Raw genomic sequence first — 12018 nt, 5'->3', positions numbered from 1 at the left:
TGGTTGTTCACGAGGATCTCGCCCTGCTGGAACGGCTCGAGGCCGTTGACGGTCTTGATCAGCGTCGACTTGCCCGAACCCGACGGGCCGCACACGACGACCACTTCGCCTTTCCTGACCTCGGTCGTGCAATCGGCGAGGACCTGAAACTGGCCGTACCACTTCGAAACGTTGCTGATGGAAATCATGGAGATACCTGGATCGTAATGAGGCGCTCGCGGCGCCGGTTCAGCGTGCCTTCGCGACGCGGTAGCGGCGTTCGAGCGCGCGGGCGTACCACGTCAGCGGGAAGCACATCGCGAAGTAGAGCAGCGCGACCATCGCGTAGATCGGAAACGGCTTGAACACCGCGTTGGTGATGATGTTGCCCGTCTTGGTCAGTTCGGTCAGCCCGATGATCGACGTGAGCGCGGTGCTCTTCACCGCCTGCACGAGGAAGCCGACGGTCGGCGGCAGCGCGATCTTCCATGCCTGCGGCCACACCACGTAGCGCAATTGCTGGGTCCACGTCATGCCGAGGCTGGCCGCCGCGTTCCACTGGCCGCGCGGTACCGCGTCGACGCAGCCGCGCCAGATGTCGGCCAGATAGGCGCTGGCGTTCAGCGTCAGCACGACCGACGCGGCGACCCACGGCGTCACGTCGATACCGACGAGCGGCAGTCCGAAGAAGCCGAGGAACAGCTGCATCAGCAACGGCGTGCCCTGAAACACCTCGACGTAGAGGATCACGAAGCGGCGCAGCGCCGCCGACGCCGAGATGCGCATCGCCAGCAGCGCGAACCCGGCGACGCTGCCGCCGACGAACGTGATCAGCGACAGCAGCACGGTCCAGCGCGCGGCGAGCAGCAGGTTCCATGCAATATCCTGGAAGGTGAATTCGATCATCGTGCACGCTCCGTGGGAAGGCGGGTTTCAGGGGAGCGGGCGCGCCACGTGAAGCGGGCAACCCGGGTGCGCCGCGGCGCGGCAGCCGCGCCGCGCGCCGCGCGGCCCGAGAACAGCCGCCGGCCGACGCGATTGAGCAGCATGCGCAGCGCGATCGACAGCAGCAGGTAGATCGCGGTCACGACGATGTAGATCTCGAACGCCCGGAAATTGCGCGACTGGATGAAGTTCGCCGCATAGGTGAGGTCGGGCACCGAGATCTGCGAGACGACCGCGGAGCTGAGCATCACGATCAGCACCTGCCCGAGCAGCGCGGGGTACACGTTCGCGAGCGCTTGCGGCAGCACGACGTGACCGAACACCTGCCGGCCGTGCAGCCCGAGCGCGCGCGCGGCCTGCACCTGCCCGTGCGGCACCGATTCGATGCCGGCGCGCAGGATCTCGACCGCATACGCACCGAGGTTGACCGTCATGGCCAGCACGGCCGCCTGCGCCTCGTCGATATGCACGCCGATCCCGGGCAGCCCGAAGAAGATGAAGAACAGCTGGACCAGGAACGGCGTATTGCGGATCAACTCGACGTAGGCCGCGACGAGCGCGCGCGCCCAGCGCGGGCCGGCGAGCGCGATCCACGCACCGGCTGTGCCGATCAGGCCGCCCAGCACGGTGGAGGCCGCGGTGAGGCCGAGCGTCACGCCGATGCCGCGCGCGAGCATGCCGGCGTAGAGGCCGAAATCGCTGAAGTCGAACACGTAGGTCATCGCGATGCCTTTCGTCGTGAGTGCGGGGCGTGGGCGGTGCGCATCACAGGTCGGCCGGCAATGCCGCGTGCAGCCACTTCTGCGACAACGCATTCAGCGTGCCGCTCTTCCTCGCGCCGGCGATCGCGTCGTTGACCTTCTGCATCAGGCGCGGCTCGTTCTTGTTCAGGCCGACGTGATCGGGTGAACTGAACAGCGAGAACTTCTGCTCCGGATCGATCGACGGATGGCGCGCGATGATCGTCGCGCCGACGTCGTTGCCGACCACGAGCAGTTGCGCCTGTCCCGACAGGAACGCCGCGATCGCGCCGTTCGGGTCGTCGAAGCGCTTGATCGTCGCGCTCGGCGGCGCGACCTTGCTGACGCTCAGATCCTCGAGTGTGCCGCGCGCGACCGCGATCGATTTGCCGGCGAGATCGGCGTTGCCCTTCACGGCCAGCGACTTCGGGCCGAACACCGCGAGGTAGTACGGTGCATACGCGTTCGAGAAGTCGATCACCTTCGCGCGCTCCGGCGTCTGTCCGACCGACAGCAGCATGTCGGCCTTGCGGTCGGCGAGATAGGCCATGCGGTTGTCGCCGGTGACCTGCACGAGTTCGACTTTCGCGTTGAGGGCCTTGCCGATCAGGTTCGCCATGTCGATGTCATAGCCTTGCGGTTTCATGTCGGGACCGATCGAGCCGAACGGCGGGTAGTCCTCGAACACGCCGATGCGCACGACGCCCGCTTTCGCGATCGTATCGAGCGCGTCGGCATGCGCGAGCGGCGCGAAGGCGGCAAGGCCCGCCGTGCCGGCACAGGCGCAGAGGAGGACGGTACGGGCGAGCAGGCGCTGCACGTGACGGGTGGCTTGGGTCGTTGTGTTCATGGTGAGATCCTCGTTGCTGGACTGGACTGCGCGGGAGAAAGAAAAAGGGATCAGGCGCCGCGGGCGGCGATGAGCTTGCATGCATGGGCGGGCAGTTCCGCGAGCACCGGCATGCCGACGTGCAGGTCGGGCGTCTCGCGCGGCGTCGTCGCGGCCGTCAGCGTGAAGCCGCGGCAGTCGATCGTCGCTTCGATCGACGCGCCGACGTCGCGCACGAACGAGATCGTGCCGGCCAGCGTATTCGGCGCGGCCGCCGCCGCGTGGCCAGGGCGCACGCAGACGTCCTCGGGGCGAATCAGCAGGCGCACGGCGTCGGTTGCGCGCGGCGTGTCCGGCGCGCGCCGGATCGCGAGCCGCTGTCCGCCCGGCAGGACGATCGCGTCGTCGCCGTCGCACGCGACCGGCAGGATGTTGCCGAGGCCGATGAAGTCGGCGACGAATTCGTTGACCGGATCGCGATAGATGTCGAGCGGCCGGCCGACCTGCTGGATCCGGCCTTTCTCCATCACGACGATCTCGTCGGCCATCGTCATCGCTTCGCGCTGGTCGTGCGTGACCATGATCGTCGTGATGCCGAGCCGTTGCTGGAGCAACCGGATCTCGACCTGCATTGCCTCGCGCAGCTTCGCGTCGAGCGCCGACAGCGGCTCGTCGAGCAGCAGCAGGCGCGGCGACGACGCGATGGCGCGCGCGATTGCGACGCGCTGGCGCTGCCCGCCCGACAGTTGCGTGACGAGCCGGTCGGCCATGTGCGGCAGCTGGATCAGCTCGAGCAGCTCGGTGACGCGCCGTGCCTGCGCGGCCTTGTCCGTCTTGCGCAGCCGCAGCGGATACGCGATGTTCTGCGCGACCGTCATGTGCGGAAACAGCGCGAGCGACTGGAACACCATGCCGAAGTCGCGCCGGTTGGCGCTCACGTGCGTGAGGTCGCGGCCGGCGAACGTCAGGGTGCCGGAGGTCGGCGTTTCGAGGCCGGCGATGATCCGCATCAGCGTGGTCTTGCCGCAGCCGGACGGGCCGAGAAAGCAGACGAGCTTGCCGTCCGGTACCGACAGATCGACGTGATCGACCGCATACGCCTGATGGAAGCGCTTCGTCACGTTCTGGAGAATGAGCTGGGTCATGAGGGTTCCTTGCACGGGCGAGGGCGAGACGGTGACGGTGCGCGCGTCAGAGCGCGACGCCCTTGTCGCCGACGAGTTTTTCGAGCATCCAGATCAGCGCGAAGTCGATCGCGACCGTGAACACGGCGAAGCAGAACACGGTCGGGTCGAGCGACGAAACGGTGCGGCTGTAGAGCCAGACCGGCAGGGTCATCGTGTCGATGCTGTACAGGAAGAACGTCACCGTGAATTCGTTGAATGACACAATGAACGCGAACAGCATCCCGGCGAGGATGCCGGGCCGCATCAGCGGCAGCACGACGTCGATGAGCGCGCGGCGCGGGCTTGCGCCCATCACGCACGCGGCTTCCTCGAAATCGGGGCCGATCGATGCGACCGATGCCGCGCAGTTCTTCACCGTGAACGGCAGCGTCAGGATCACGTGCGCGACGACGAGCCGCACGATGCCGAGTTCGACCGGCAGCGCGTTGAACACGATCAGCAGCGCGAGGCCGAGCATCACGAGCGGATAGACGATCGGCAACGCGACGAACTGCTCGACGAGCGTCTTGCCGCGGAAGCGGTAGCGAGACAGCGCGTAGGCTGCGGGCACCGACACGGCGGTCGCGATCAGCATCGTCGCGACCGCGACGACGAGGCTCGTCGTCAACGCGGCGCCCATCGATTGCGCGCTGCCCGCATCGGACGACACGAACGTCTGCCAGGCGGCGCGATACCAGTGCAGGCTGAACTCGCGCGGCGGGAATTCGAGCGTGCCCGCCGCGCCGAACGACATCGTGATCATCGTCAGGATGGGCAGCGCGGCGAGAAACAGCACGAGCGTCGCGAGCGCGCCGGTCACGCGTCCGAGGCGGCCGGGCATGGGCGCGCGCAGGAGCAGGGCATTCATCGGGGCACCTCGTCGGTACGTTGCAGGGTGCGCACGAGGCGCTGCGAAACCGCCATCACGACGAGCGTCGCGCCCATCAGCACGATGCCGGATGCCGAGGCGGCGGGCCAGTTGAGCAGCGGCGCGACCTGGTCGTGCACGAGCACGGCGAGCATCGGCACGCGTCGACCGCCGAGCAGCAGCGGCACCGCAAACGCGCTGGCGTTGTACGCGAACACGAGCAGCGCGCCGGAGACGAGGCCGGGCATCGCGAGCGGCAGCGTCACATGCCGCAGCGTCTGCCACCGGCTCGCGCCGAGCGTCGCGGCGGCTTCGTCGTACGCGCGGGACACCGCGCGCAGCGCGCTCGACAGCGGCAGCACGGCGAGCGGGAAGGCGGTCTGGATCAGTCCGAGCAGCACGCCGTGCTCGCGGTACAGCAACTGCAGCGGCCGCCCGATCACGCCGGTGGCCAGCAGCCCGCGGTTGAGCAAGCCGGCCGGGCCGAGCATCACGAGCCAGCCATAGCCTTGCAGCAGCAGGTTCACGAGCAGCGGCAACAGGACGCCGGCGAGCAGCAACCGGCGCGCGAGCCGCGATTCGGTCCGTGCCATCGCGAGCGCCACCGGGATCGCAAGCAGCACCGCGCACACCATGCTCTGGAACGCGAGGCGCAGCGTGAGCCACAACGAGGTCGTGAAGTACGGGTCCGCGAGGTCGAGGTAGTTCTGCAGCGTGAAGGTCCGCCATTCGTCGCCGGACACGCCCACGCTCATCCGCAACACCGTGAGCGTCGCGGCGGCGAGCACCGCGAGGAACGCGAGGATCGGCGCGAGCAGCAGCCAGGGCGGCACGCCGGGCAGCGCGGGCCCGGCGTCGGCGCCCGCGCCGGCCGCGCCAGTAACGGCCGGCGCGGCGTCGTGGGAGGAGGACAGGGAAGTCATGGCGTTACGCCGCGAAGAGGCCGGTGTAGCGCTTGATCCATGCCGGCTGGACGGCCGCGAGCGCCTTGTCGTCATGCAGCACGGCCTTCTCCGCGATCTGCTGCGGTGACGGCACGAACGCGCGGCTTGCCGCGGGAATCACGGCCTTGCCGTTCACCGGGCCATTCAGGACGTCGGCCGCCATTCGGCCCTGCACGTCCGCGTCGAGCGAATGGTTGATGAACGCGTGGATCAGGTCGAGGTCGCCCGGGTGTGCCTTCGGGATCACGGTGAACATCAGCTGCGTCGCGAAGCCTTCCTTCATCCCGTACGTCACGCCCATCTTGTAGTCCGGCTTGCGGATCTGGTCCGGGAAGAACGCGGGCGAATAGATGCCGCCGATGTCGAGCGAGCCGGTGCGGAACAGGTCGGCAACCTGGTTCGGGTTTTCGCCGAGGGTCATCACGCGGTCCTTCAGTTGCGCGAGCTTCCTGAAACCCGGATCGATGTTCTGCTGCGAACCGCCGGCCAGCTTCGCCGCGATGATCGCGAGGTCGACCGCTTCGGCCCACTCGGGCGGCGGCAGGAACAGGCGGCCCGCATACTTCGGATCCCACAGTGCCTCGTAGCTCGACGGTGCGCTCTTCACGGTCGCCGTGTTGTAGATCAGTCCGTCCGACCACAGCAGGTAGCCGATGCCGAAGCCGTTCGCGCCCGTGCGGTATTGCGGCGCGACGTCCTTCAGGTTCGGCAGCCGGTTCAGGTCCGGCTTCGCGAGCAGGCCCGCATCCGCGAGCCCTGCCGCGCCGACGCCGGCGAGCGTGATGACGTCGTAGGTCGGCCGCTCGCCCGCGGCCTTGACCTTCGCGACCATCCCCGACGTGCCGTCCGCGCGATCGGCGATCACGCGTGCGCCGGTCTGCTTGCTGAAGCTTTCCGCGATGTTGCGCAGCGCGGCCGCGCCGGTATCGTCGGACCACGTGAGCAGGCGCAGCGTCTTGCCCGCGAAGCTCTTCGATTGTGCCTTCGCAGTACTGATGAACGGCATCGGAAGGGCGGATGCGGCGAGTGCCGTGCCGAGGGTTTTGATCACCTGCCTTCTTCCCGCCTTGAAGTGTTGCATGGCCGTCTCCTGATGAACGATGCCGTGTGGTTCGATGCCGGTCGCCGAACTGCGGCGTGGGGTGTGGATGAACTGTAGGGAGGTCAAATTTCCGCAACAAACGAAATATCCGCATGCGCGGCATGACATAAACGCATGGGCCGGCGGCCTCAGCGGGCCGGCATCATGACCTGCTTGATCTCCTGGAACGCGGCCAGCCCGAAAGGACCGAGCTCGCGTCCGATGCTGCTGCGCTTGTAGCCGCCCCATGAGGTTTGCGGATAGATCAGTTGGGGCGTGTTGATCCACACGACGCCCGCCTCGAGCGCGTCGGCAACCCGCTTGCCGCGTGCCGCGTCGCGCGTGACGACGGTCGCGACGAGCCCGTATTCGGTATCGTTGGCGGCCGCGATCGCGTCGTCTTCGGTGTCGAATCGGCGGATGCACAGCACCGGCCCGAAGATTTCTTCACACCATAGCGCGCTGTCGGCCGGCACGTCGGCGAACAGCGCGGGCCGGATGAAGAAGCCGGGGCCGTCGAGCGTGCCGCCGCCCGTCACGAGCCGCGCGCCGTCGGCCTGGCCTTGCGCGATGTGACGCTTCACGCGTTCGTATTGCGCGCGATTCGTCAGCGGCCCCATCTGCACGCCGGGGGCGAACGGCGGGCCGACGACGGTCGCGTCGATTCGCCGCGCGACGCGCGCGATCAGGTCGTCGGCAAGCGGCGCAGCGACGAGCACGCGCGAAGTCGCCGAACACATTTGCCCGGCGTTGAACAGCCCGCCGCCCGCGATGAGCTCGACCGCGTGATCGAGGTCGGCGTCGTCGAACACGATGATCGACGACTTGCCGCCGAGCTCGAGGCCGACGCCCTTGATCGTGTCCGCGGCCGTCTTCATGACCTGCGCGCCGACCGCGGTGCTGCCGGTAAACGACACCTTCGCGACGAGCGGATGCGCGCACAGCCGGGCGCCGACGTCGTGGCCGGTGCCGGTCACCACGTTCAGCACGCCGGGCGGCAAGCCCGCTTCGGCGGCGATCGCGGCGAGTTCGAGCTCGGGCAGCGGCGTGATCTCGGACGGCTTCAGCACGACGGTGCAGCCGGCCGCGAGGGCGGGCGCGAGCTTCCACGCGGTCGTGACCATCGGGAAGTTCCACGGCACGATCAGCGCGGCGACGCCGGCCGGTTCGCGCCGGATCCACGCGCGATGGTCGTCGCCGGGCAGCGCGATCTCGATTTCGCCGTCCGTGTCGAGGCGCTCCGCGAGGCTCGCGTAGTAGTCGAAGGTGGCGATCACGTCCGCGACGTCGATTTCGGCTTCGGCGAACGGCTTGCCATTGTTGAGCGACTGCAGTGTGGCGAGCCGCGTGCGACGCGCGTCGACGCCGCGCGCGATTGCGCGCAGCAGGGCCGCGCGCGTGGCGCCCGTCGTGCGCTTCCAGCCGGGAAACGCGCGCGACGCGGCTTGCACCGCGTGCTCGACGTCTGCTTCAGCGCCTGCGCTGACGTCGGCGAGGACGGCTTCCGTCGACGGATCGACGACGGGCAACGTCGCGCCGTCGACGCTCGTGCGCCACGTACCGTCGATGAAGTGGCGCGTGTGCAGCGGCGGATCGAATGCGAGATCGGGTGTCGTGCTCATCGCTGCACCTGTCCGAACCAGGTTGCCTCGTCGATTTCGATCACGGTCGGGATTGCGCGCGCGGTGGCGTCGCGCAGCGCGGCGGCCAGCGCGCCGGGTGTGGCGGCCGTGTGCGCCGCGCAGCCGAAGCCGCGTGCGAGCGCCTGGAAATCGGGCGCATACGGATCGACGCCGACCGGCGTGATGTCGCGCGCAACCATGTATTTGCGAATCTCGCCATAGCCGCGGTTGTTCCAGACGATCACGATCACCGGGAGCCGCGCCTCGACCGCGCTCGCGAGCTCCGGCAGCGTGAACTGCAGGCCACCGTCGCCGATCAGGCACACGACCGGGCGCGCGGGTGCGGCGAGCTTTGCGCCGATCGCGGCGGGCAGCCCGTAGCCGAGCGTGCCGTAGCCGGTCGACGAGTTGAACCAGCTGCGCGGTGCCGGCGCATCGTGGGTGAAATTGCCGACGTAGACGGGGCTGGTCGAATCGCCGGCGATGATCGCGCCGGGCAGCGTGGCGACGATCGTGTCGATCAGCAGCGCCTGCGCTTGTGCGGCGCCGTCGTGGCTGGATGCGATCGCGGCGCGCACGGCGGCGACCCGCGGCGCGCCCCAGTCGGCCTCGGGTGTCGGTGCCGGCCGTTCATGCAGGCGGGTCGACAGCGCGCCGAGCGCGAGCCGCGAATCGCCGGCGATGGCGATTTCGGCGCGGGCGTTGCGCATCAGCTGTTGCGTGTCGATGTCGATGCGGATCAGCCGGCCGTCGATCGCGAAGCCGCCGTCGAACACGACGTCGTAATCGGTTTCGCCAAGCTCGGTGCCGACGGCGAGGACCACGTCGGCGTCGCGGATCGCCGCGCGGGTGGCCGGCAGCGACTGTGTCGAGCCGATCAGCAACGGATGGCCGGCCGGCAGCAGGCCCTTCGCGTTGATGGTCAGCGCGACGGGTGCCTGCAGGCGTTCGGCGAGTTCGCGCAATTCCGCGGCCGCGTGGATGGCGCCGCCGCCTGCCAGGATCAGCGGCCGGCGCGCGTGCGCGAGCAGGTCGGCGGCCGCCGCCAGCGCGTTCGCGTCCGGTGCCGGGCGCGCGGGCGGCGCGGGCGGGGCGTCGGACAGCGCGGGCGCCGGCATCACGATCACGTCGAGCGGAATCTCGATATGCACGGGCCGCGGCCGCGCGCTGGCGAAGACCGCGAATGCGCGCGCGAGGACTTGCGGCAGGTCGGCCGCGTCGAGCAGCGTGTGCGAGAACGCGGTGAGTCCCGCGAACACGTCGCGCTGCGACGGCAGCTCGTGCAGGCGGCCGTCGCCGTTGCCGAGCTCGCGTCGTGCGTTGACGCTGGAGATCACCAGCATCGGGATCGAATCCGCGTAGGCCTGGGCCATCGCGGTCGCGATGTTGGTCATCCCCGGCCCGGTGATGATGAAGCAGACGCCCGGCCGGCCCGTGACGCGCGCATAGCCGTCGGCCATGAAGCCGGCCCCCTGTTCGTGGCGCGGCGTCACATGGCGGATCGACGATGCGGCCAGGCCGCGATAGAGCTCGACGGTATGCACGCCGGGAATGCCGAACACGCATTCGACACCGTGGCGTTCGAGGAGGTCGACGAGCGCTTCGCCGCAGGTGCGGGGGCGGGCCTGGCAGGGTGCCGTCGTGGCCTTGCGGGCCGCGGCGATGGAGGAGACGGTGGCTGGATGGTTCATGGATCGTGGTGTGCCGATTGGGAGGGTGAGTGGCCCGTACCGCGAACGAGGGGCATGACGCGGATTGTCGGCGTCGATCCGGGGTGCCAACAATCGATTAGTTTTCATGCGCGGCATGAGCGGCCTGCATGGCGGCGCCGCTGTGCGGCGAGGCGGCGGCCGGTCTTCGTGCAAGCCAGCTCGACCTTCCCGTCTTCACACGCCGGGCAGCCGGCCGTCGCGATCGAATCCGGAATTTGTCTAGTCATCCTTGCGATTGGATTGCCCGGGTTGCACCAAATCCGTGCCCGGATTCCCCTCGATGAGGCACGTCAGAGGCCTGAAATTAGGGGATTTCCCGCGTTTACGCGGTTTTTTTTGATCGCTGCTTGTCTCGCCGTTTTTCTTCTTGCATGCTTGTATAGACAAATTCCTGAGGCGGCTTGCTGGCACCGAAGGGATGGCGAACTTCAACGCAAGGAGAAATCTCGTGAACGGCAAGCGCATCAACTGGGCAGTCAGGGCAATCGGCGTCATCGCGGCTGCGGCGGCAACGCTCGCCGCACCGGTGCAGGCAAAGGAATGGAAGACGGTGACGGTCGCGCTCGAAGGCGGCTATGCGCCGTGGAACCTCACGCTGCCGGGCGGCAAGCTCGGCGGTTTCGAGCCGGAGCTGCTCGCCAACGTGTGCGAACGCATCAAGGTGCAATGCAACATGGTCGCGCAGGACTGGGACGGCATGATTCCGGGCCTGCAGGCCGGCAAGTTCGACATCCTGATGGATGCGATCTCGATCACGCCGGAGCGCGAGAAGATCCTGCTGTTCTCGCGCCCGTATGCGGCTACACCTGCGACCTTCGCCGTCACCGATACCAAGATCCTGCCGAAGGCCGCGCCCGGCGCGCCGATCGTCAAGCTGACCGGCGACGCGAATGCCGACAAGCCGACCGTCGACGCGCTGCGCAAGCAGCTCAAGGGCAAGACGATCGGCATCCAGTCGGGCACCGTCTATACGAAGTTCATCAACGAAAGCTTCAAGGACATCGCGTCGATCCGCGTGTACAAGACCTCGCCCGAGCGTGATCTCGACCTCGTCGCGGGCCGCATCGACGCATCGTTCGACGACGTCACGTACTACGCGGCGAACAACGCGAAGAAGGACAACGCATCGATCGTGCTCGCGGGCCCGAAGCTCGGCGGGCCGATCTGGGGCCCGGGTGAAGGGCTCGCGTTCCGCAAGCAGGATGCCGACCTGAAGACGAAGTTCGATACGGCGATCGGTGCCGCGCTCGCGGACGGCACCGTGAAGAAACTTGCCGACAAGTGGTTCAAGACCGACGTCACGCCGTAAGCGCGTATCCGGTTGCCGCCGCGTGAGCGGCTCGAACGACGCGCGGCGGCACGCATCCTGCGGATTCATTCAACGCTTGCCGGGAGGCACGCATGGCGATTCTTGAAATGCTCGGCTTCGGAACCGAGGGCTGGGGCGGCGTGCTGTTGCTCGCCGCGCTGATGACGGTCGCGCTGACGCTCGCCGCGCTCGCGGTCGGTGCCGTGATCGGCGCGGCGATCGCGGCGGCGAAGCTGTCACGCCACCGCAGCGCACGCCTGCTCGGCGACCTGTACACGACGGTGTTTCGCGGCGTGCCCGAACTGCTCGTCATCTACCTGTTCTATTTCGGCGGTTCGACGCTTGTCACGACCGTCGGCCAGTGGTTCGGCGCGGAAGGCTTCATCGGCGTGCCGCCGTTCGTGATCGGTGCGCTCGCGGTAGGGATGATTTCCGGCGCGTACCAGGCCGAGGTGTATCGCGCGGCCGTGCTCGCGGTGTCGAAGGGCGAGCTCGAAGCGGCGCGCTCGATCGGCATGCCGCGCAGCATGGTCCTGCGCCGCATCCTGATTCCGCAGGTGCTGCGCTTCGCGCTGCCCGGCATCGGCAACGTATGGCAGCTGAGCCTGAAGGATTCGGCACTGATCTCGGTCACCGGGCTCGCCGAGCTGCTGCGCACGAGCCAGATCGCGGCGAACTCGACGCATCAGTACTTCGTGTTCTTCGTCGCGGGCGGCGCGCTCTATCTGGTCATGACGGGCCTGTCGAACCGCGTGTTCAACCGGGCCGAAGCGATCGTCGGTCGCTCGTTCCGCCGCAATTTCGCGCGCAACTGACGGAGAGC

12 protein-coding genes are annotated in these 12018 nt (G+C 68.1%); 2 read left to right on the top strand and 10 right to left on the bottom strand.

Features of this window, described 5'->3' with window-relative positions; genetic code table 11:
* From DIE15_RS32325 to DIE15_RS32280, 10 genes are all read right to left on the bottom strand, one after another.
* Positions 1–188: ATP-binding cassette domain-containing protein (locus DIE15_RS32325; protein ID WP_148095694.1), on the bottom strand; the 188-nt coding region annotated here is incomplete at its 3' end.
* A gap of 40 nt (positions 189–228) precedes the next feature.
* Complete coding sequence (locus DIE15_RS32320; RefSeq protein ID WP_057924197.1) at positions 229–885, bottom strand: amino acid ABC transporter permease; 657 nt, start codon at positions 883–885, stop codon at positions 229–231.
* Positions 882–1646: an amino acid ABC transporter permease gene (locus DIE15_RS32315; RefSeq protein ID WP_124835419.1), complete on the bottom strand. Its 765-nt coding sequence runs from the start codon at positions 1644–1646 to the stop codon at positions 882–884. The genes DIE15_RS32320 and DIE15_RS32315 overlap by 4 nt, the downstream gene beginning before the upstream one ends.
* Before the next feature lie 43 nt (positions 1647–1689).
* Entirely contained in the window at positions 1690–2514 is an 825-nt protein-coding gene (locus tag DIE15_RS32310) for a transporter substrate-binding domain-containing protein (RefSeq protein ID WP_124835417.1), read from the bottom strand.
* A gap of 50 nt (positions 2515–2564) precedes the next feature.
* Positions 2565–3638 (bottom strand): ABC transporter ATP-binding protein, encoded by a 1074-nt coding sequence (locus tag DIE15_RS32305; RefSeq protein WP_057924199.1) that lies wholly within the window; start codon positions 3636–3638, stop codon positions 2565–2567.
* A 46-nt stretch (positions 3639–3684) separates the two neighbouring features.
* Positions 3685–4527, bottom strand: coding sequence for an ABC transporter permease (locus tag DIE15_RS32300; RefSeq protein ID WP_124835415.1), 843 nt, complete (start codon positions 4525–4527; stop codon positions 3685–3687).
* Complete coding sequence (locus DIE15_RS32295; RefSeq protein ID WP_175827194.1) at positions 4524–5450, bottom strand: ABC transporter permease; 927 nt, start codon at positions 5448–5450, stop codon at positions 4524–4526. The genes DIE15_RS32300 and DIE15_RS32295 overlap by 4 nt, the downstream gene beginning before the upstream one ends.
* 4 nt (positions 5451–5454) lie before the next feature.
* Positions 5455–6552, bottom strand: coding sequence for a PotD/PotF family extracellular solute-binding protein (locus tag DIE15_RS32290; protein WP_057924202.1), 1098 nt, complete (start codon positions 6550–6552; stop codon positions 5455–5457).
* Between the two features lie 149 nt (positions 6553–6701).
* Positions 6702–8174 carry an aldehyde dehydrogenase family protein gene (locus DIE15_RS32285; RefSeq protein WP_124835411.1) on the bottom strand — a complete coding sequence of 491 codons (1473 nt, stop codon included), beginning with the start codon at positions 8172–8174 and terminating at the stop codon, positions 6702–6704.
* Positions 8171–9865 (bottom strand): 5-guanidino-2-oxopentanoate decarboxylase, encoded by a 1695-nt coding sequence (locus tag DIE15_RS32280; protein WP_124835409.1) that lies wholly within the window; start codon positions 9863–9865, stop codon positions 8171–8173. Before DIE15_RS32280 ends, DIE15_RS32285 begins: the two co-directional genes overlap by 4 nt.
* A gap of 469 nt (positions 9866–10334) precedes the next feature.
* Here DIE15_RS32280 and DIE15_RS32275 point away from each other — a divergent pair, with 469 nt between their 5' ends.
* Together DIE15_RS32275 and DIE15_RS32270 are read left to right on the top strand one after the other, a co-directional pair.
* Positions 10335–11195: a transporter substrate-binding domain-containing protein gene (locus DIE15_RS32275; protein WP_124835407.1), complete on the top strand. Its 861-nt coding sequence runs from the start codon at positions 10335–10337 to the stop codon at positions 11193–11195.
* A gap of 92 nt (positions 11196–11287) precedes the next feature.
* Positions 11288–12010: an ABC transporter permease gene (locus DIE15_RS32270; protein WP_057924204.1), complete on the top strand. Its 723-nt coding sequence runs from the start codon at positions 11288–11290 to the stop codon at positions 12008–12010.
* Positions 12011–12018: the final 8 nt, after the last annotated feature.

Origin of the sequence: Burkholderia sp. Bp9031 (genome assembly GCF_003857965.1) — a bacterium.
Classification (GTDB): domain Bacteria; phylum Pseudomonadota; class Gammaproteobacteria; order Burkholderiales; family Burkholderiaceae; genus Burkholderia; species Burkholderia ambifaria_A.
Note: the sequence above shows the minus strand (reverse complement) of the source record. Positions and strands in the feature narration are given on the sequence as shown.